The following is a 20,262-nucleotide window of genomic DNA, read 5'->3' on the forward strand; positions in this document are numbered from 1 at the left end:
GGCGGCGTGTTGCCGAGGCCCGCGAACAGCGGCAGCGGGGTCCGCGGGACGCCGCGCAGCGCCTTGGCGAGGTCGGCCGGGGTCGGTAGCGGCGCCGCCTCGCCGAGGCCGAGGCAGCGGCAGACGATCGCGTCGACCGCGTGCGAGATGCCGGCCTGGACCTGGCGGGGCGCGTGCGGGACGTCACCGGTGCGCGGGGCGGCGGGCAGGGCGGAGCCGTCCTCGTCGCCGGGCCAGTGGGCGGTGAGCGCGGCGTACAGCATGCGGCCGAGGCCCTGGACGTCCTCGGCGGCGGGGTCGTCGGCGTAGCGGTCGGCGAGGACGGCGTCGGTGGCGACGCCGAGGAGCTTGACGGTGCCGCCGGTCGTCCAGACGAGGTCGCGCGGGGTGAGGCACAGGTGGGCCAGGCCCGCGGCGTGCGCGGCGGCGATGGCCTCGGCCGCCTCGTACAGCAGGGTCGCGGCGCGGCCCGGTTCGAGGGGGGCCTTGGAGAGCATCTGCTCCAGGGGCTCGCCGACGACCCACTCGCTCACCACGTAGGCGCTCTCGCCGGAGTCGTCGGCGTCGAACACCTGGGTGAGGCGCGGGTCGGTGAGGCGGCTGGCGGCGCGGGCGGAGGTGACGACCTCGCCGACGCGGGGGAACTCGGGGTCGAAGGTGCGGACGGCGACGGCCCTGGCGAGGATCTCGTCGATGGCCTTCCAGAGCGACGACCCACCGGAGTCGCTGATGCGCTCTTCAAGCCTGTAGCGGCCGGCGAGACGAGTGCCGGGCTCGATGACTGACGTGCTCAATGCGACGTCCTGCGCAGGTGGTCAGATCCCATGTTCGTGGCGTGGCAGCTTACGCCTCCGACCCTCCTCTTTGCGTTCCCCAGGGTGTCAGCCCGCAAGCCGTAGTCTCCCTCATGGTAGTGGCTACTGGCGCGAGGGGCCGCCTTATCGCGGCGCGTCCTGCCTACTTTGCCTCCGTTCACCGTGCCCGCAGGTCAGCGCCCCGGCAGCCGGCTGCCGATGGTCGCGATCATCGTCTGCACCTCGCCGACCCGCAGGAGCTTGGCGAACAGCACGTAGAGGGCGCCTCCCCCGGCGCAGCCGACGACGAGGACGGCCAGGCCCGCCAGCAGCCCGCCGCCGAGGGAGGCGTCCGCGACGGCGTGCACGGCGTAGGCGAACCCGATGAGCGGCCAGGTCGCGACGAGCAGCTTCAGGTGCCCGAAGGCGATCCGGCGGCCGTCGATGCCGCCGAGCTTGCGGCGCAGCACCAGCCAGCACACGAGCGAGCCGACGATGTTGGTGATCGCGAACCCGGCGGCGATGCCGACCACGATCCACTTGACCCCGAGGACGTTGTAGGCGCCGAACGCCATGGCGATGTTGGACGTGACCGACACCATGCCGATCAGCGCCGGGGTGCGGGTGTCGCCGAAGGCGTAGAAGACGCGGAGCATGAGCTGGTACACCGAGAACGGGACCAGCGCGATCGCGAACATCTGCATCACCCGCGCGATCACCAGGGCGTCCGCGGACGAGGTGTTGCCGTGCGCGAACAGCACGGTGGTGATCTCCGGGCCGAGCACCAGCATCAGCGCCGCGGCCGGCATGATGATCACCGAGGAGAGCCGCAGCCCGCTGGAGAACGCCTCGCGGACGTCGTCGGTCTTGCCCTCGGCCGCGAAGCGGCTCATCCGGGGCAGCAGCGCGGTGATCACCGAGACCCCGACGATCGCGTAGGGGAGCTGGAAGAGCTGGTAGGCGTTGAAGTAGGGGGTGTACCCGTAGCCCTCGCCGAGGCCCTCGTGCACGCCGAGGTCGCCGGCCCGGTTGGCGAGGGCGGTGACGACGGCGAGGCCGGTCTGGGCGGCGACGACGTACACCAGCGTCCATCCGGCCATCCGGCCGACCTGGCCGATCTCGCCGCGCTGGAAGTCGAAGCGGGGCCGCCAGCGGAACCCGACGCCGCGCAGCGACGGCCACAGCGCGATCGTCTGCAGGACGATGCCGCCGGTGGTGCCGAGTGACAGCAGCAGGAACTGGGAGTCGGAGATGTTGGACGGGTCGACCTTGCCGGCGGAGATCGCCAGGAACGCGCCGCCGACCGCGATGACCACGACGTTGTTCAGCACCGGCGCCCACATGGGCGCGGCGAAGCTGCCGCGGGTGTTGAGGATGGCCCCGGCGAACGCGCCGACGCCGTAGAAGAAGATCTGCGGCAGGAAGAACTGGACGAACAGGATGGCCAGGTGCCGCTGGTCGCCCTTGTAGCTGCCCGCCAGGACGTCGATGAACAGCGGCGCGGCGAACACCGCGACCACGGTGAGCACGGCCAGGCCGATCACCGCGAGGGTGAACACGCGCTGTTCGTACTGCTCGCCGTAGGTGCGGTCGCGTTCCTTGGCGCGCACCAGCAGCGGGACGATGACGCTGGTCAGGATGCCGCCGAGGAGCAGGTCGTAGACCTGGTTGGGGATGGTGTTGGCGGTGTTGTAGGAGTTGGCGAGCATCCCGGTGCCGAGCGCGGCGACGATGACGGCCGTGCGCAGGAAGCCGGTGACGCGGGACGCGAGCGTGCCGACGGCCATGACGGCGCCGGACCGCAGGATCCCGGACGAGCTCTTGCCGCCCTCGCCTCCTTCGCCGTCGCCGCCGGTGCCCGGCAGCGCGTCCACGACCGTCTCCGAAGAGGGCGGTTCGCCGATCGCGAGCGGAAGGTCAAGCGCGGTTTCCGCCGCCATGTTCGCCGGGGGCCGGCCCATCGGCGGACGGGTCGGAGGGCCCGGCCGCGTCCTCGGGTCGTGCTGCGGACGACCCTGGTTCGGGTGGCCCGGGATCTGACCAGGCGGTGGCGCCTGGCCCGGCTGCCCCGGGTAGCCCTGACCTTGGCCAGGTGGACGCATCGGAGGACGGCCCTGAGGCTGACCGGCCGGAGGCCCAGTGGGACGGCCCCGAGGCGGCCCCTGCTGAGGTCCCTGTGGATATCCCGGCGGCGGGTTCTGAGGGTGTCCCTGTGGGCGCGTAGGAGGCGGGCCCTGCGGACGGTACGGAGGCTGGCCCGGCCCCTGCCTCGGGCCCTGCGCCGGCGGACGGCCCTGAGGCTGCCCCGGACGCGGCTGACCCTGCCCTGGGTGAGGTTGCCCCTGGTACGGCTGACCCTGCCCTTGCGGACGCCCCTGCCCCGGGTAGCCCTGCCCCGGATGACTCTGCCCCGGATGGCCCGGGGCTTGTGGAGGAGGTCCCTGTGCCTGGCGGCCCGAAGGCGGAGGGGGAGCCTGCCCTGGACGGCCCTGCGGATACCTCTGAGGCGGGTAGCCCTGCCCCTGGGGCGGCTGGCCCTGCTGTGGCCGAGGTTGACCCGGGTGAGGCGCTCCCGGCCGACCCTGGCCCGGCTGAGGGCGTCCAGGCTGGTTCTGGCCCGGCTGATTCTGGCCCGGTCGCCCACCCGGATACGGTGCCTGGCCCGGCGGGGGCTGCCGGGGAGGCTGGTGCTGAGGCGGGGGCGTAGGTGTCGGGTAGGGCCGCCCCGGGGACGGGGGACTCTGACCCGGCCACGGGCCCTGCGCCGGGGGCTGGGAACCCGGAGCCGGGTAGGCCGGATCCGGCGAGCCCGGGGCCGGGGAGTCCGTCTCCCGGTCCTCCGGCCGCTGCTGATCCCGATCCCGATCCGTCACCGGCTGCCTCCGCTTTCCGGCGGCGCCTTGCTCTGATGGCCCGCACTCCGACGCCCACGAAGAGTACGGCAAGTCCGCCGCCGATGATGAGCAGCGCGATGCGCCCGTACCCGGCGGTGTGAACCGTGACGATCTCGTCCTCGCGGAACGGCCGCCGTCTCGGGTCGTCCGGGATCTCGAGCCGGAAGTAGACGCGGAAGTTCCCGTTGCCCGCCGCCTTCGCCGGGATGAAGCGCTGCACCATTTCGCCCGGACGGAGCGGGATGACCTCCTGCTCCGGCCGTCCGAGGCGGAGCTTGGCGTCGTTCTCCGACATCGCGGTGAGCCTGACCCGGACGGCTTGGCCGCGCAGGCTGTTCCGCACGGTCACGACCAGGTTGCCGTCGCTGCCCGCCAGGGTCGTCCGCTTGGACTTGGTGGTCACGATGCTGACCTTGCTCATCTCGTGATCCAGCTCGGCGGCGAGCTCGTCCCGTGCCTGCTTGGCGCGCGCGCTGTGGAACCTCCAGGACGCCGACTGGGTGCGGAGCACGGCGCGTTCGTAGGAGATGCGGATCGGGTCGGTCATCACGGCCCTGAAGGTCGCGGCCCGTCCGGCGATGCCCCGGACCTGCCTCATGTAGGGCTCGCCGAGCTCGTACGCCTCGTAGTTCTCCTGATAGTTGGTGAACTGCCGGACCTGGGGCGTCGGGCGCTCGAAGGACTTCAGCGGGGTGGCGTTCAGCCACTGCGCGCGCTTGGTGTAGGTCAGCAGGTTCTTGGCGAGGCCGGGCGCGGGGTTCCAGTGCCGGTCCGGGGCGATGATCACGGTCCGCTGGAGGTTCGGGGTCTCCGCGGCGATCACCGCGGTCTCGGCGAGGAAGCGCTGCTCGGTCAGCAGCGGTCCGCCGGGGCCGCGCGACCCGCTGCTGACGATCTGGCTGAGTTTCTCGTCATAGACGAGGGTCCGTTTGGTGCCCTGCGTCTTGGTCGGGAGCGAGGTGACGGCGTTCGCCGGGCCCTGCGGCAGGTCCTCGAACTGGTTGCCGCCCATGAGGAACGAGCCGCCGGACTTGAGCTGGAGCTTGGCGAGCAGGTCGAGCGTGTCGCGCCCGGCGGCGCCGGCCGGCGGCCAGGCGATGTGCGCGCTCGGCTGGGCGCCGAGGGTCTGTGCCACGAAACCGGTGTTGTCCGGAGAAGAGGCCCTGGTCACCCACTCGCCCATCCTGTACCGGACGAGGGCGACGACGTCGGGGTCGGCGTACGGGACGGTGAAGTAGGGGCTCTTCGACAAGGCGGCCTTCAGCGAGGCCAGCCAGGAGGCGGCGGCGGCGCTCTGGGGCTTGTCGGCGCCCTCCGCGCCAGGCGGCTTCACGAAGTACTTGTGCGAGGCCATCTCGCGGACGTCGTCCACGAGGGCGGGGTCGATGCCCCACGTGACCGGTGTCTGGGGGGAGGCGCTCGCGGCGCTGACCAGCTCGTTGAGCCGGCCGCCGGGCGCCACGTCCGTGGCGAGCTGGTCGTTGAGGAACGTCCGGTCGTCCGCGCGGTGCTGCCGGTCCATCAGCGGCCAGACCCAGCCGACCGCGACGCGCTTGTAGGCGGCGCGTGCCGGGGTCGACGTCACGAACGTCGTGACGCCGCCGACGACCTGCTGGGAGGCGTTCAGGACGTCCACCCCGATCGGGAACACGGCGGGCATGCCGCCCGTGGTGCGCAGCCCGAGGGCCTTGGCGCTGACGCTGAACCGGAAGGTCTGCTTGGCGTTCGGGGCCGCGACCTGGGCGAGGATCTTCTGCCCGGCGACCGCGGGCAGCGGGGTCTGCCCGGAGGCGAGCTGGTCGAGCTGCCCGCGGCTGGTGACCGGCTGGGCGCCGTAGCGCAGCCGGATCGTGAGCCCGCCGAGCTGGTGGCCGGACTTGTTCTGGGCCAGCCCGGCGATGCCGATCTTGGATTTCGCGTTGATGGTCTTCGGGATCTCGGTCAGCGCGATGCCCACCTGGGCGCGCGCGCGGCCATGACCCAAGGAGCGTTCCGCGTCCGGCAGGGCGGCGTCCGGCAGAGCGGCATCCGGCAGGGCCGCATCGGGCCGGGCCGCGGCGCCGGGCTCCGCCGCCATGGCGGGGACGGCCGTCACGGGGACCGCGGTCGCCATGATGCAGGGCAGCAGGGCGGCCAGCGCGACCGCGCGTCGGACCTCTCTCACGCCACGTCCGCCCAAGGGCAGCCCGCCGGGGCCGCCTCGGGGCGGCGGGCGTCGTTTTCCCGCACCACGGCCCCGATGGTAGTCCCGACGCCGGTGCCTTCCGTCCGTTCCACCCGCCTGTCGCGAGGATTCCGGACGTTCCGGTCCCCGCGGACGTCGCGAACGGGACCACCGGGACATGCGGGACGGGGGAGGTCACCCCACCGGATGGCGGGGCTCTCCGGTGTTGGGACGGTTCAGGCGCCGGGCGTCCGGCGGGAGGTCCGGCGGCGAGAACGGATCGACGGGGGCGGCGCGGCACAGCGCCAGCAGCGTCCGGCCGCGGATGCCGAGGGCCGTGGACGCGTCGCCGGTGGCGGTGTAGACGACCTCGTCGGCGGCCGCGCCGGTCACCGCGCGCTCGTCGGCGAGCAGCCGCATCGCGTCCGGGAGCAGCAGCGGGCACACGAGCCCGGCCGCGTACTCGGTGACGGCGTTGACCACGTCGGGCCGGGCCGGCCGGACGATCCGGGCGCCGGTGGCGACCCGCACCGCCTCGGCCGAGGGCCGTGCCCCCGCGCGGACGATCACGCCGGTGAGGAACCGGCGGCCGCGCGGAACGTCGTGACAGGTGTAGACGCGCGTCACCAGGCACCGTTCCGCCGGGAGGCCGAGCGCCCTGGGCAGCTCGTCGGCATGCGCTATCGCGATGGGCAGCCGCACGATCTCGTGTGCGGTCTCCCAGCCGAGCAGCGCGCGGTGGACGGCGAGAGCGTCCTTCATGATCGGCTCCATCCCGCGGGGTCCTTCCCCGCACATCCCCGGACCTGGTTTCCCCGCCCCCGGTTCGATCACCGGGCGCTCGCCGGGAGGGATTCGCCACATACCCGGAGCGGCCGGCTTCATCCTCGTGGTCGGGCCACGGTGCACCCCGTCCCGCGCCTGTGCCGCACCTGCGGCGGACCGCGGCCTGCCGGATCCCGCTACCGTTGTCGTACGGGGGAGGCTCGCCGGTCGCGTCTGCGTCGTCGGGTGCCCAGAACGTAACCCGCGGTCCGGGCCGTGTGAAGGGGGCATTTTCTCCTTGGGACGGACGGCGGGCCCGCAAGGTCTCCCGCACGACCCCCTCAGGATCACTGAAAGTCCTTTGTCAGCCCGCTTACCAAGGAAATACGCTCGATGGCCGTGCCCCACCAGAACGTGACCCCAGAGTCCTCGCGGACGCGGCGGACGGCGATCGCCGACCTGCTGCGCGCGATCGCGCCCGTCGCCGACGCCCTCGGCGACCGGTTCGCGGCGGCCGGGCACGAGCTGGCGCTGGTCGGCGGGCCGGTCCGGGACGCGCTGCTGCGCCGTCCGACCAAGGACGTCGACCTCACCACCGACGCGCCGCCGCAGCGCATCCTGGAGATCATCGACGGCTGGGCGGACGCCGTCTGGACGATCGGCATCGAGTTCGGCACGGTCGGGCTCCGCAAGGACGGCGTCGAGCTGGAGATCACCACCTACCGCAGCGAGTCCTACGACCCGAAGTCCCGCAAGCCCGAGGTGTCCTACGGCACGTCGCTGGAGGAGGACCTGCGCCGCCGCGACTTCGCCGTCAACGCGATGGCGGCGCGCCTTCCCGGGTACGAGTTCGTCGATCCGTTCGGCGGCCTCACCGACCTCGGCCGCGAGGTGCTGCGCACGCCGGGGCGGCCCGAGGACTCCTTCGGCGACGACCCGCTGCGGATGATGCGCGCCGCCCGGTTCGCCTCGCAGCTCGGCTTCACCGTCGCCCCCGACGTCGTCCGCGCGATGACCGGCATGGCCGGCCGGATCGAGATCGTCTCGGCCGAGCGGATCCGCGACGAGCTGTCCAAGCTGATCTGCGGCGCGCACCCGCGCGAGGGCCTGGCGCTGCTGGTCGACACCGGGCTCGCCGCGCACGTCCTGCCGGAGCTGCCCAAGCTGCGCCTGGAGATCGACGAGCACCACCGGCACAAGGACGTCTACGAGCACTCGCTGATCGTCCTGGAGCAGGCGATCGCGCAGGAGCGGGAGGGGCCCGACCTCGTCCTGCGGCTCGCGGCGCTGCTGCACGACATCGGCAAGCCGCGGACCCGCCGGTTCGAGGACGGCGGCCGGGTGTCCTTCCACCACCACGAGGTCGTCGGCGCGAAGATGACCCGCAAGCGGCTGACCGCGCTGCGGTACCCGAAGGACGTCATCGCCGACGTGTCCCGGCTGGTGGAGCTGCACCTGAGGTTCCACGGCTACGGCACCGGCGAGTGGACGGACTCGGCCGTCCGCCGGTACGTGCGCGACGCGGGCCCGCTGCTGTCGCGGCTGCACAAGCTGACCCGGGCCGACTGCACGACCCGCAACAAGCGCAAGGCCGACCGGCTCCGCCGCACCTACGACGACCTCGAACTGCGCATCGACCGGCTCGCCGAGCAGGAGGAGCTCGCCGCGATGCGGCCCGAGCTCGACGGCAACGAGATCCAGGAGATCCTCGGCATCACGCCGGGGCCGCTGGTCGGCCGGGCGTACCGGTTCCTGCTGGACCTTCGGCTGGACCGCGGTCTCATCGGCCGGGAGGCCGCGACGGACGAGCTTCGCCGCTGGGCCGCCGCCGAGGGCATCGCGCTCCCCGCCGAGAACGGAGACGCATGATCCCGCTGCAGCTCGGCAGGATGAGCCCGGCCGAGACCGAGCGGATGCTCGCCTTCGACCGCGAGCACATCTGGCATCCCTACGCGCCGATGCCCGCGACGCTGCCCGCCCAGCCGGTCGTGTCGGCGCGGGGCGTCCGGCTCACGCTCGCGGACGGCACCGAGCTGATCGACGGAATGTCGTCGTGGTGGGCCGCGATCCACGGCTACGGCCACCCGAAGCTGGACGCCGCCGTCACCGGGCAGCTCGGCAAGATGGCGCACGTCATGTTCGGCGGGCTCACCCACCCGCCCGCGGTGCGGCTCGCCGAACGGCTCGTCGACATCACCCCCGGCCCGCTCACCAAGGTCTTCTTCGCCGACTCCGGCTCCGTCGCCGTCGAGGTCGCGATCAAGATGACGCTGCAGTACTGGCGGTCGCAGGGCCGGCCAGAGCGGCACCGGCTGCTGACCGTCCGCGGCGGCTACCACGGCGACACGTTCGGCGACATGGCCGTCTGCGACCCTGTCAACGGCATGCACCACATCTTCAGCGACGTCCTCGCCCGGCACGTGTTCGCGCCGGAACCGCCGCTCGGCTACTCCGCGGCCCCCGACCAGGCGTACCTGGACGAGCTCGCCGCGGTCGCCAAGGCGCACGCGCACGAGCTCGCCGGGATCATCGTCGAGCCGATCGTGCAGGGCGCGGGCGGCATGCGCTTCTACGCCCCCGAGTACCTGCGGGCGCTGCGCGAGATCGCCGACGAGCACGGCCTGCTGCTCGTCCTGGACGAGATCGCCACCGGCTTCGGCCGGACGGGCGAGCTGTGGGGCTGCGACCACGCCGAGGTCGTCCCGGACATCATGTGCCTCGGCAAGGCGCTGACCGGCGGATACATGACCATGGCCGCGACGCTGTGCACCGACGAGGTCGCGCACGTGATCACCGCGGGCGAGGCGGGCGCGCTCATGCACGGGCCGACGTTCATGGCCAACCCGCTGGCCGCCGCCGTGGCGTCGGCGTCCATCGACCTGCTCCTGTCGCGCGACTGGCGGACCGAGGTCGACACCATCGAGGCGATCCTGACCACCGGGCTGGACGGTGCCGCGGACCTGCCGGGCGTCGCCGACGTCCGCGTCCTCGGCGCCATCGGCGTGATCGAGACGCGCGAGCCCGTGGACGTCCCGGCGGTCCAGGAGATCGCGATGGCGCACGGGGTCTGGCTGCGCCCGTTCGGCAGGCTCGTCTACGCGATGCCGCCCTACGTCTGCACGGAGGACGACGTGTCCCACATCGCGGACGCCATGTGGGCGATCGCGGAGTCCCTGTAAGAGCGCGAACCCCGTCGGGCGGACGACCCCGCACCGGCCCGCGCGTCAGCCCGGGGACGGCGGATCGTTGACCGGTGCGACGCCCGCACGCGCGCGGGCGGGGCGGCGCCCCCGGGGCCGGCCTCCGGCACTGAGCCTGAGGTGGGCCAGCGCCCCGGCGGCGTAGGCGGCGCTCACCGCGACGAGCGTGCCGGGCGCGCGGCCGTCGGCGGGCAGCCAGGTCGCCGCGGCCGCCACCGCGGCGGCGAAGGCCGCGTTGAACAGCATGTCGTAGACGGCGAACACGCGGCCCCGGTAGGCGTCCTCGATCGACTCCTGGAGCGTCGTGTCCACGCAGAGCTTCACGCCCTGCGACACGAACCCGAGCGCGAACGACGCGGCGGCCCAGCCGGACTCCGCGAACGGCAGGCCGCACAGCGGCAGCGCGACGGCGGCGGCGCCGAGCAGCGAGGCGACCCACGCCGGCTTGCCCGTCCGCCGCACCACGACCGGGGTGGCCAGCGCCGCCGCGAAGTAGCCGCCGCCCGCCACGCCCAGCATCAGCGCGAACGCGGCGAGCCCCTGGTCGGCGTCCTGCGTGAAGTGGGCGCGGCACAGCAGCAGCGTCATGATCAGGATGACGCCGTAGAGGAACCGGTGGAAGGAGATCGCGGCGAGGGCGAGGGCGGCCGGCCGCCGCCGGGCGATGTGCCGCGCCCCGTCCGCCAGCCCGTGCAGGACGCCGCCGAGCGCGTCCCCCAGCCCCGGCCGGGCCGTGCCCGCCGGGCGGGCGGCGTCGCCCGCCGGATCGGGGCCGAGCAGCCGCAGCGGCATCGACGCCGCGATCAGCCCGGCGGCCAGGAACAACGCGGCCGCCGCGACGAGGATCAGCGCCGTCCCGTCCGTCCCGCCACCGGCGATCCGGCGCATCAGGTAGCCGATCCCCGCGCCGGTGAAGGCGATCACCGTGCCGGAGGTGACGGCGAACGCGTTGGCCGTCACCAGCCGTTCCCGGCGCACGACGTGCGGCAGCGCCGCCGACAGCGCCGCGAGGAAGAACCGGTTGACCCCGAGGACGAGGAGCACGCCGAAGAAGAACGCCGCCCCCTCCTCGCCCGCCGCGACGAGCGCCGCGACGAGCAGCACCAGCACGGCCCGCAGGATCGGCGTCCACAGCAGGATCTGCCGCCGCCGCCACCGGTCGATGAACACCCCGGCGAACGGGCCGAGCGCCGAGTACGGCAGCAGCGTCACCGCGAACGCCGCGGCCGCCTTGGCCGCCGTGGCCTGCCGCTCGGGCGAGAAGAACACGTGGCCCGCCAGCGCCACCTGGAAGACCCCGTCGGTGAGCTGCGAGGTCAGCCGCGTGGCGTACAGCCGCCGGAAGTCGCGGCCCCGCAGGATCTCCCGCAGCTCGCCAGCCCTCATCCGATCACCATATGCGCCCTCCGAAGCGCCGCCATGTTTCCACCGCTCCCACCATCACGCTGACCACCGGCTCCCGCTCCCCGCCCGCCACGCCACATGCCCGGCGATCGCGTCCCGTCACGTCCCCGATGACGCCGGCCGTCGCGCGCCCGCCGCCCCACCCCTCACGGCACTCGCCGCCGTGATCGGGATCGGTATCCGCCACCGGGACTGTGCCCTTGCGCCCCGAGGCGTCTGTTGTCGCCCCTCTGGCGTTCGGTGCCTGCCGCCGGTCGGTGGGCTCGCCGCTGTGATCGGGACCGGTATCGACCACAGGGACGGTCGTCCCGCCGCTCCTTGCGCCCCCGCAGACGTCTGTTGTCGCGCCCTCTGGCGTTCGGTGGCTGCCGCGGTGCCTGTCGGTGGGCTCGCCGCCGTGATCGGGACGGTCGTCCCGCTGACCCTTGCGCGCCCGCCCGCGTCTGTTGTCGCGTCCTCTGGCGTTCGGTGGCTGCCGCCGGGCCTGTCGCGGTGCCGGTCGGTGGGCTCGCCGGTGGGCGGGTCAGCGGGCCAGCCAGAGGCGGGTGTAGTCGTAGGAGGCCGCGGTGGGCAGGAAGCGGGCGCCGCGGACGCGCGCGGAGCGGAAGATCGTGTGGCCGCGGTCGAGCAGCGGCACGATCGCCGCGTCCGACATGATCTTCTGGTCGGCGCGCCGCCAGCACTCGGCGGCGCGGGCCGGGTCGGGCGCGGTGAGCGCCGCGTCGATCAGCCGGTCGACCTCGTCGTCGGCGTATCCGCCGTAGTTGGTGGAGTTCTGCCCGTAGCCGCGGCCGTCGAACAGCGGCTGGATGATCGACCGCCCGTTGTTGCCGTACCAGTCGGGCGTCCAGCCGGGGGCGGCGATGTCCCACTGCCCCTCGCGGGCCCTGGCCGGGGTGGCGATGGTGGCGGCGTAGAAGGAGCCGCCGGTGTCGGGTGTCAGCTCCGTCCTGACGCCGCAGGCGCCGAGGTTCTGCGCGAGGGACTGGGCGATGAGCCTGTGGACGCTGTTGGTGCGGTAGGGGAACTTCAGCGTCAGGCCCGTGTGCCCCGTCCTGCCGAGCAGCGAACGGCAGCGCGCCGGGTCGCCGCCGTCGCCCGGCGTCGGGTACGGGTCGGCGGGCGCGTAGCCGGAGTTTCCGGCCGGGATCACCGTGTGCAGCGGCCGCGCGACGGCCGGGCCGCCGACGAGCTTGACGAGGGCGGCGCGGTCGACCGCGTACTCCAGCGCCCGCCGCACCTCCCGGTCGCCGAGCGCGCCGCCGTTGTTCGGGCTGCGGGTGTTGAAGACCAGGTAGGGGCTGTTGCTCGGGGTGTCCCTGATCGCGAAACGGGGGTCGTCGCGCAGCCCGGGGATCGCCGCGGTCGGGACGGGCTGGTCCCAGGCGAGATCGGCGGTGCCCTGTTCGAGCTGCTGCTGGACGGCCTCGGCCGAGTCCTGGCCGAAGGTGATCCGGATCTTCTCGACGTGCCGCTCGCGAAGCGGGTCGCTCTCCCGCCGCCAGGCCGGGTTCCGGGTGAGCAGGTAGGACACGCCGGGCCGGTACTCGGCGATCTGGTAGGGCCCGTCGGAGATCGTGCGCCGCCGGAAGTCCGGGCCGTCGGGGACGTGGCGGTCGTACTCCTGCGGCGCGGCGGCGGCGTACGGCAGCGCGAGCAGGTTGAGGAAGTCGCTGGCGGGCCGCGTCAGCCGGAACTCCAGCGTCCGGTCGTCGACGGCGCGGACGCCGCCGATGTCGTGCCCGTGCTGGTAGGCGGCGATGGCGGCGGCGTCCTTCGCGCCGACCCCGGCGAAGCCGCGGCAGTAGCCGTCCATCCCCTGGAGCGTGGACAGGTAGTAGCCCTTGCCCGCCGACGGGGCGGCCGGGTTGCACAGCCGCTCGAACCCGCGGACGAAGTCGTGCGCGGTCACCGGCCGGGCCGGGCGGGTGTTCCACTGGACGCCCGGGCGCAGCCGGATCGTGTAGGTGCGGCCGTCGCGGGAGATGTCGCCGTTCTCCCGGGTGGGGACGCGCGCGGCCACGTCCGGCTGGACGGGCACGGTCTCGCTGAAGACGTTGGACGCGCGCGTACCGAACAGCGTCCGAGCGTAGACGCGGGCGAGGCCGTACGCGCCGACGCTGGTCACCGCGGCGGTGTCGAGGTGCTCGACGTCGGAGGAGCCGATGACGCGCAGCGTGCCGCCGTCGCGGGGCGGGCCGTCGGCCCCGGAGGCGGGTTCGCCGCCCCCGCAGCCGGCCAGCCCGACCGCCAGCCCGGCGAGCCCAGCGGCCACCCTTAACGTCTCGCGTGCCATCCCGTCCTCCACTCGGTCCCCGCGGCGCGCACTCCATTACCAGCGGTGTCACAGTAGAGCCAGAGAGTGACGACCGGCCGCCACATCTCTGTTTTCTTCTGAGTGGAGGTACACGAACGAGGACGCCCCGGCAGCGGATGTCCGCTGCCGGGGCGTCCTCAAAACCCACCATGACCGGGTACTCGGCACACCGGGCACCTGGCGAGCGCCAACGGCCCGTCCCGAGGTGGCCCTCAGCCGTCAAACGAGCGTGTCACCTGCCCATTCAAGGCAAAGCCGGAGGCAAGCCTCAAGTGAGCACAACGGTCCTCGGCCCGCACGCGAGCGCGCGACCTGACCGGCGGGGCAATGCCGAAGGCGAGCCCCGCCGGGAAGATCGCGAAGCGATTCGCGCTCGCACAAGCCCGGTCACGAAGCGAGCGCCAGCGAGCGAAGTGGGCCGGGATTGCAATAAATACTGCTCAGCGCTCGACTTCGCCGCGGATGAACTTCTCCACGGCCTCGCGCGCCTGGTCGTCGTTGTACTGCTCCGGCGGCGACTTCATGAAGTAGGAGCTGGCCGACAGGATCGGGCCGCCGATCCCGCGGTCCTTGGCGATCTTCGCGGCGCGGACCGCGTCGATGATGACGCCGGCGGAGTTCGGGGAGTCCCAGACCTCCAGCTTGTACTCCAGGTTGAGCGGGGTGTCGCCGAAGGACTTGCCCTCCAGCCGCACGTAGGCCCACTTGCGGTCGTCGAGCCACGGCACGTGGTCGGACGGGCCGATGTGCACGTCGGCCTTGGCCATCTCGTGCGGGATCTGCGAGGTGACCGACTGCGTCTTGGAGATCTTCTTGGACTGGAGGCGCTTGCGCTCCAGCATGTTCATGAAGTCCATGTTGCCGCCGAAGTTGAGCTGGTAGGTGCGCAGCAGCTCGACCCCGCGGTCCTCGAACAGCTTGGCCATCACGCGGTGCGTGATGGTCGCGCCGACCTGGGACTTGATGTCGTCGCCGACGATCGGGACGCCCGCCTCGGTGAACTTGCGCGCCCACTCGGGGTCGCTGGCGATGAACACCGGCAGCGCGTTCACGAACGCCACATCGGCGTCGATCGCGCACTGGGCGTAGAAACGGTCGGCGTCCTCCGAGCCCACCGGCAGGTAGGACACCAGGACGTCGACGTTCGCGTCCTTGAGCGCCCGCACCACGTCCACCGGCTCGGCGTCGGACTCCTCGACCATGTCGAGGTAGTACTCGCCGAGGCCGTCGAAGGTGTGCCCGCGCTGGACGATCACCCCGGTCGGCGGCACGTCGGCGAACTTGATCGTGTTGTTCTCGCTGGCGTGGATGGCCTCGGACAGGTCCATGCCGACCTTCTTGGCGTCGACGTCGAACGCCGCGACGAACTCGACGTCGCCCACGTGGTAGTCGCCGAACTGGACGTGCATGAGGCCGGGGACTCGCGTCTCGGGGGCCGCGTCCTTGTAGAACTCGACACCCTGGACGAGCGAAGAGGCGCAGTTGCCCACACCCACGATGGCTACGCGCACCGAACCCATCCGGTTGCTCCTTCTCTCTTGCGGAACATGTGGTGTTTCTTCACCCGACCCCGAGGGCGGCCGGGACGCCTTCAGCGGCCCGTGTCCCGAGGCATGTCCTGATTAGTTTGCGAAGATGACTTGGCTTGCTGTTCCTGCTCCGCCCGCTCGCGCCCGATGAGCTCGTTGAGCCACCGGACCTCGCGTTCGACGGACTCGAGCCCGTGGTTCTGCAGCTCGAGGGTGTAGGAGTCGACCCGTTCCCGGGTCCGCGCCAGTGCGGCGCGCACGCCCTCCAGGCGCTCCTCGAGCCGGCTGCGCCGCCCCTCGAGGATCCGCAGCCGGACGTCGGCGCGGGTGTGCGAGAAGAAGGCGAAGTGCACGCCGAACCCCTCGTCCTCCCACGACGCCGGACCCGCCTCGGTGAGGAGCTGCTGGAGCCGCTCCTTGCCCTCGGCGGTGAGCTTGTAGACGATCTTCGACCGCCGGCTCTGCAGCGCCAGTGGCGTGTTCGGCTCCTCCGGCCGGTCCTCGATGATGAGCCCGCTCGTGAGGAGCTGCTTGAGGCACGGGTACAGGGAGCCGTACGAGAAGGCGCGGAACATCCCCAGCAGGGTGTTGAGCCGCTTGCGCAGCTCGTACCCGTGCATCGGGGACTCGTGCAGCAGGCCGAGCACGGCGAGCTCCAGCACGCCCGCGCCCTTCTTGCCCGCCATGCTCGTCCCTCTCGCAGAGCCCGATGTCTCGGTCTGATGTATCGAGTGAATGTATCGGCTCGATACATCGCAAAGATACGTACCGCCGGGCGTCCTCGCAACCCCGCCGTCCAGGACGTCCCTCCGGCCCCGCATGCCCCTTGTGTCACGGGCGTCCGGGCTCCCGGCGCACCTTGATCTGTCGGAGGCGGGCAGGCCCGGCTTACGCTGCTGCCATGCCGGGTCGGAGCCGCCCATGAGACCGAGGCTGGTGGTCGACTACAAGCTCGCGAAGCGGGCCGCGCTCGCGGAGCTGCGGTCGGGTTCGCTCACCAGGGACGACGCCTGCGACGCCCACCCCTACCTGCTCCGCGCGGCGCGGTACCACGGCGAGCCCACCGACCAGTCCTGTCCGGTCTGCGGGCGGGTGCGGCTGACGCACGTGACCTACGTCTACGGCGACGAACTGGGCCGGTACGAGGGGCGCGTCAAGGCCACTGCCGAGCTCGCCGAGATGGATCGTGAATACGGCGAATTTCGGGTCTATGTGGTGGAAGTGTGCCAAAGTTGCGCATGGAATCACCTGGCGATGTCGTACGTCCTCGGTCACGGGGAGTAGTGATCCGAGCGGCAGACCACCGAGGAGGAATCCGCCGACCTTGCCGTCGGCAAGGGCGCTGACCAGCTATGACGGGCGTTTCGCCGAACCCGGTCCTTGTTCCGCTCACCAGCCCGCACAGTAGTCTCGGACGGCGCATGAGTCGTTGTCCCCTGTTGATGAGGTCGCGTGAGTCATCCAAGCCAGCCCCGACCGGAGTCCGGGTCGCAGTGGCCGGGCGGGCAGCAGTTCCCCCGTCCCGGCCACTCCGATGAGCCGGAAGTGCCGGATGCCCCCGGAGAGTCCGGAGCCGCGAGCGCCGACCCCGTGACCGGATTCCCCTCGGGGTCCGGTCCGTTCGGCGTTCCGCCGTCCCCTGCCCCCGTCCCGCCCCCGGAGCCCTCCCCCGGCGCCGGAGGCGCGGCCCTGGAGCCCGACGCCACCGCGATTTTCGGTCCCCCGCCGGCCGCTGGGCCCGCGGGCGGCCCACCGAGCCCGGGCGGTGGAGATGCCGGTGCTCTGGACGACCCCCTCGGGCCGGGTTTCCCCGGTGTTCCGCCTGGGCCCCCGCCCTTCACGAACGGACCGGGACCCGGCGATGTTCTGGGCAGCCCCGGCGCGCTTGGCGGCCATGCCGTGCCGGGCGGCGCGGATGGGTCTTTCGGCACCGGCCCTGATGCCGCCATGCCGAGCGGTCCCGGTTTTGGGCCGTCCGGCCCGCCCGGTGGATCTAACGCTGGTTTGCAGAACGGGCCGGTTGGCGGAGCTTTCAACGCTCAGGGGGTGGCAGGGCCGGGAGCGGGTGCGCCGAACGGCCCCAACGTTCCCGGCGGATCGGGTGCTCCCGGTGGTCCTGGCATGGGAGCCATGGGCGGGCCGGTCGGTCCCGGTATGCCGGGCCCCGGGGGTCTTGGTCCCGGGCCGGGCGCTCCGGGTGGACCGAGCTTCGGTGGCCCTGGATCCGGTGCCGGTGCGCCTGGGAGTTCTCCGGGGGCGATGGGCGGCGTGCCGTCCGGGTCCGGGGCGATTCCGCGGGTCACGGGTGGTTTCGCCGCACAGCCGCCCGGGGGGCCTCCCATGCGTGCCGGGGCGCCCGGTACGGCGGGCTCCGGGGCGATGCTCCCGGCGAGCTTCGGCAGCGGCGGCCTGCCCGGCGGTCCCGGGGGGCCTGGCGGTCCCGGCGGTCCTGGCGGTCCGGGGGGACCCGGCGGCCCGGGGAAGCCGCCCAAGCCCCCGAAGAGGAGGCGGGGCCTGGTCGACCATCTGCGGTCCCGGCCCAAGGGCTGGCGGCGGTTCATACCGTCCTGGAAGCTCGTGCTCGGCGGCTTCGTCCTGAGCGTCGGCGGCGTCGCCGCGATGATCGGTGTGGCCTACGCGAACACGCCGACGCCCGAGGAGCCCACGGTCGCGGGCGTCGAGGACCAGGCGTCGATCTTCTACTACACCGACGGCACGGAGATCGGCCGGATCGGCAAGAAGCGGCAGAGCGTCGAGCTGAACAAGATCCCGCCGTTCGTCCAGGACGCGGTGCTGGCGGCGGAGAACCGCAACTTCCGGCACGACCCGGGATTCTCGGTCAAGGGCACCACGCGCGCGGTGTGGGCGAACCTGACGGGCGGGTCCGGCGGCGGGTCCACGATCACGCAGCAGCTGGCGAAGAACTACTACTCCGACCCGAACAACCGGACGATGAGCCGGAAGTTCCAGGAGCTGTTCATCTCGCTGAAGCTGGAGGACAAGCACTCCAAGGACGACATCCTCAAGCTTTACCTGAACACCATCTACTTCGGCCGTGACACCTACGGCATCCAGGCGGCGTCCCGGGAGTACTTCGGCAAGGACGTCTGGAAGCTCACGCCCGACCAGGCCGCCGTCCTCGGCGGGATCATCCAGAACCCGAACCGCGACCCCGGCTCGAAGGCGAACCGGACGTGGCTGAACGAGCGGTACCAGTACACGCTCAAGGGCCTCGTCCAGATGAAGAGGCTCTCCCAGGCCGACGCGAACCGGTACATGGCCAAGGTCCCCAAGGTCAGGGGGGCGGGCGCCGGCGACCAGCTCTACGGCGGCCAGCGCGGCTACATGCTCATGCGCGCCAAGGAGGAGCTCCGCCGCCTGAAGATCGACACCAAGGAGCTGACGACCAAGGGCCTGCGGATCTACACCACGTTCGACCGCCGGAAGATGGCCGACGCCAAGGCGGCCGCGGAGAACACCGTCCCCCAGGTCGACCCGGCGAAGCTCGCGAAGAAGAAGATCCACGTGGGCCTGGTGTCGGTGAACACCGCCAACGGCGAGGTCGTCGCGTTCTACGGCGGGCCCGACTACCTGAGCCAGGCGTTCGACAACGTGTGGTCGGGGTCGGCGCAGGCGGGTTCGGCGATGAAGCCGTACGTCCTGGCGACGGCGCTCAAGCAGAACTACAGCCTCAAGAGCCTCGTCGAGGGCAGGTCGAAGACCCCGATCGACTCCAGCGGCAACGTCGTGCCGGAGGGCACGCCGGGCGCGACCGTCGTCCCGAACAGCCATGACGAGGGCCCGGCGATCAACCTGATCAAGGCGACCCAGGACTCGGTGAACACGGCGTTCATCCAGCTGATGGGCAAGGTCGGCATCCAGGAGGTCATCAAGACCGAGACGGACGCGGGCATCGCGCCCGACCTGCTCACCCCCCACAAGAACAGCCTGAACCTCGCGCTCGGCGTCAACGACATCCGCCCGATCGAGCAGGCCGCGGGGTACGCGGCGTTCGCCAACGGCGGGCTCTACCACCAGCCGCACGTGATCCGCGTCGTCAAGATGACCGACAACAAGACGGTGCGGCTGAAGCCGAAGTACGCGACGCACCGCGTGTTCGACACCAAGGTCGCCGCGGACGCGACGTACGCGATGCAGCAGGTCATCCGGGGCGGCACGGCGACGGCGGCGGCGCTGCCGGACGGGCGGCCCGCGGCGGGCAAGACCGGTACCACCGACCGGAACGTCGCGACGTGGTTCGTCGGGTACGTGCCGCAGATCTCGACCGCCGTGACGATGTACAACGACGCCAGGGGACCGGACGGGCGCAAGAAGTCGCTGATCCTGCCGGGCCTGGGCGAGGTCCAGGGCGGCACGATCCCGGCGCGGATCTGGCGGCACTACATGTCGGAGGCCACGAAGGGCCTGGACCAGGAGGCGTTCCCGCCGCCGGTGTGGGGCGGGATCGTGCAGCAGTGGGCGAAGCCGCCGCCGCCCAAGAAGAAGAAGGAAGACGACGGCAGGCCGCCGTGGTGCGACAGCCCGGTCGGCAAGTACGACCCGCGCTGCCAGGAGGACGGTGACCCGCCCAAGGGCGACAAGCCCCCGTGCCGGGGGCCCTTCCCCGACGGGGACTGCGACCCGAACAAGCCGCCGAGCAATCCTCCGCCGCGATGGTGGTGCACCATGCACCAGGGCGACTCCGCCTGCCGCGGGACCGGCAACGGTCCCGGCTGGCCGGGCGGTCCCGGGCGACCCAACGCCCAGAGCCTGCCGCAGCCGCTGCCGCTGACGAGGCAGCGCGACTGAGTCGTCCCGTGTGCTCGGTCCGGTACCGGGGACGGCGCGGCGGATCGTTCCCGGGAGCGGTGTTTTTCCCGGGAACGGTCCGGACAAGTCGCGCCGAAAGGGCATGATCGAGTGTGTTCGTCCTTTAGGGGGTCACCGGACCTTTCCGCCCGGGCCCCCGCGTAGACGCCTGCGCAGTAGTCTCGGACGACGCACAGCCGTACCCCAGTTGATGAGGACGCGTGAGCAACCAAAGCCGCTACGGACCGGATTACGGAGAGGGCCCCGGGAGGAGGGGCTCGCCCCGTCCCGGCCCGTCCGGCATGCCCGGAGGGCCGCCGCAGGGTGGCCCCGCGCCCGGACGGGGGCCGCACCCGGGCGCGCGACCCGCGCCCGGACGAGGCGGG

Annotated in this window: 12 protein-coding genes; 4 read left to right on the forward strand and 8 right to left on the reverse strand. The window is 72.3% G+C overall.

What is annotated here, in order from left to right; all coding sequences use genetic code 11:
* From E1291_RS26385 to E1291_RS26400, 4 genes are all read right to left on the reverse strand, one after another.
* On the reverse strand, positions 1–794 hold a 794-nt coding region (locus E1291_RS26385), incomplete at its 3' end, for a protein kinase family protein (RefSeq protein WP_207400946.1).
* Between the two features lie 194 nt (positions 795–988).
* Entirely contained in the window at positions 989–2,668 is a 1,680-nt protein-coding gene (gene murJ / locus E1291_RS26390) for a murein biosynthesis integral membrane protein MurJ (RefSeq protein ID WP_242614385.1), read from the reverse strand.
* A 43-nt stretch (positions 2,669–2,711) separates the two neighbouring features.
* Positions 2,712–5,852, reverse strand: coding sequence for a DUF6049 family protein (locus tag E1291_RS26395; RefSeq protein ID WP_131740785.1), 3,141 nt, complete (start codon positions 5,850–5,852; stop codon positions 2,712–2,714).
* A gap of 195 nt (positions 5,853–6,047) precedes the next feature.
* Positions 6,048–6,614 carry an aminoacyl-tRNA deacylase gene (locus tag E1291_RS26400; protein WP_131740786.1) on the reverse strand — a complete coding sequence of 189 codons (567 nt, stop codon included), beginning with the start codon at positions 6,612–6,614 and terminating at the stop codon, positions 6,048–6,050.
* A gap of 396 nt (positions 6,615–7,010) precedes the next feature.
* Between E1291_RS26400 and E1291_RS26405 the strand changes: the two genes are divergently transcribed.
* Positions 7,011–8,486 (forward strand): CCA tRNA nucleotidyltransferase, encoded by a 1,476-nt coding sequence (locus E1291_RS26405; protein ID WP_131740787.1) that lies wholly within the window; start codon positions 7,011–7,013, stop codon positions 8,484–8,486.
* On the forward strand, positions 8,483–9,796 hold the full coding sequence (locus tag E1291_RS26410) for an adenosylmethionine--8-amino-7-oxononanoate transaminase (RefSeq protein ID WP_207400947.1): 1,314 nt from the start codon (positions 8,483–8,485) through the stop codon (positions 9,794–9,796). Before E1291_RS26405 ends, E1291_RS26410 begins: the two co-directional genes overlap by 4 nt.
* A 45-nt stretch (positions 9,797–9,841) precedes the next feature.
* Here the strand turns inward: E1291_RS26410 and E1291_RS26415 are convergent, their stop codons facing one another.
* From E1291_RS26415 to E1291_RS26430, 4 genes are all read right to left on the reverse strand, one after another.
* Positions 9,842–11,203 carry an MFS transporter gene (locus E1291_RS26415; protein WP_131740788.1) on the reverse strand — a complete coding sequence of 454 codons (1,362 nt, stop codon included), beginning with the start codon at positions 11,201–11,203 and terminating at the stop codon, positions 9,842–9,844.
* Positions 11,204–11,744: 541 nt separating this feature from the next.
* Positions 11,745–13,517 (reverse strand): ABC transporter substrate-binding protein, encoded by a 1,773-nt coding sequence (locus tag E1291_RS26420; RefSeq protein ID WP_131740789.1) that lies wholly within the window; start codon positions 13,515–13,517, stop codon positions 11,745–11,747.
* A 461-nt stretch (positions 13,518–13,978) separates the two neighbouring features.
* The gene (locus E1291_RS26425; RefSeq protein ID WP_131740790.1) at positions 13,979–15,058 is read right to left on the reverse strand and encodes an inositol-3-phosphate synthase; all 1,080 of its coding nucleotides are present in this window, start codon (positions 15,056–15,058) and stop codon (positions 13,979–13,981) included.
* A 71-nt stretch (positions 15,059–15,129) separates the two neighbouring features.
* Complete coding sequence (locus tag E1291_RS26430) at positions 15,130–15,753, reverse strand: PadR family transcriptional regulator (RefSeq protein WP_131740791.1); 624 nt, start codon at positions 15,751–15,753, stop codon at positions 15,130–15,132.
* A 235-nt stretch (positions 15,754–15,988) separates the two neighbouring features.
* Here E1291_RS26430 and E1291_RS26435 point away from each other — a divergent pair, with 235 nt between their 5' ends.
* Together E1291_RS26435 and E1291_RS26440 are read left to right on the forward strand one after the other, a co-directional pair.
* Positions 15,989–16,351: a DUF5318 family protein gene (locus tag E1291_RS26435; RefSeq protein ID WP_131740792.1), complete on the forward strand. Its 363-nt coding sequence runs from the start codon at positions 15,989–15,991 to the stop codon at positions 16,349–16,351.
* Positions 16,352–17,407: 1,056 nt separating this feature from the next.
* On the forward strand, positions 17,408–19,876 hold the full coding sequence (locus E1291_RS26440; RefSeq protein ID WP_131740793.1) for a transglycosylase domain-containing protein: 2,469 nt from the start codon (positions 17,408–17,410) through the stop codon (positions 19,874–19,876).
* Positions 19,877–20,262: the final 386 nt, after the last annotated feature.

The organism is Actinomadura roseirufa (assembly GCF_900659635.1).
GTDB classification, from domain to species: Bacteria; Actinomycetota; Actinomycetes; order Streptosporangiales; family Streptosporangiaceae; genus Spirillospora; species Spirillospora roseirufa.

What these genes read in the sequence shown, in the direction of transcription:
- E1291_RS26400 (WP_131740786.1), bottom strand. Translation starts at nt 6,614, where the DNA reads ATGAAGGACGCTCTCGCCGTCCACCGCGCGCTGCTCGGCTGGGAGACC.
- E1291_RS26405 (WP_131740787.1), top strand. Translation starts at nt 7,011, where the DNA reads ATGGCCGTGCCCCACCAGAACGTGACCCCAGAGTCCTCGCGGACGCGG.
- E1291_RS26410 (WP_207400947.1), top strand. Translation starts at nt 8,483, where the DNA reads ATGATCCCGCTGCAGCTCGGCAGGATGAGCCCGGCCGAGACCGAGCGG.
- E1291_RS26415 (WP_131740788.1), bottom strand. Translation starts at nt 11,203, where the DNA reads ATGAGGGCTGGCGAGCTGCGGGAGATCCTGCGGGGCCGCGACTTCCGG.
- E1291_RS26420 (WP_131740789.1), bottom strand. Translation starts at nt 13,517, where the DNA reads ATGGCACGCGAGACGTTAAGGGTGGCCGCTGGGCTCGCCGGGCTGGCG.
- E1291_RS26425 (WP_131740790.1), bottom strand. Translation starts at nt 15,058, where the DNA reads ATGGGTTCGGTGCGCGTAGCCATCGTGGGTGTGGGCAACTGCGCCTCT.
- E1291_RS26430 (WP_131740791.1), bottom strand. Translation starts at nt 15,753, where the DNA reads ATGGCGGGCAAGAAGGGCGCGGGCGTGCTGGAGCTCGCCGTGCTCGGC.
- E1291_RS26435 (WP_131740792.1), top strand. Translation starts at nt 15,989, where the DNA reads ATGAGACCGAGGCTGGTGGTCGACTACAAGCTCGCGAAGCGGGCCGCG.
- E1291_RS26440 (WP_131740793.1), top strand. Translation starts at nt 17,408, where the DNA reads ATGCGTGCCGGGGCGCCCGGTACGGCGGGCTCCGGGGCGATGCTCCCG.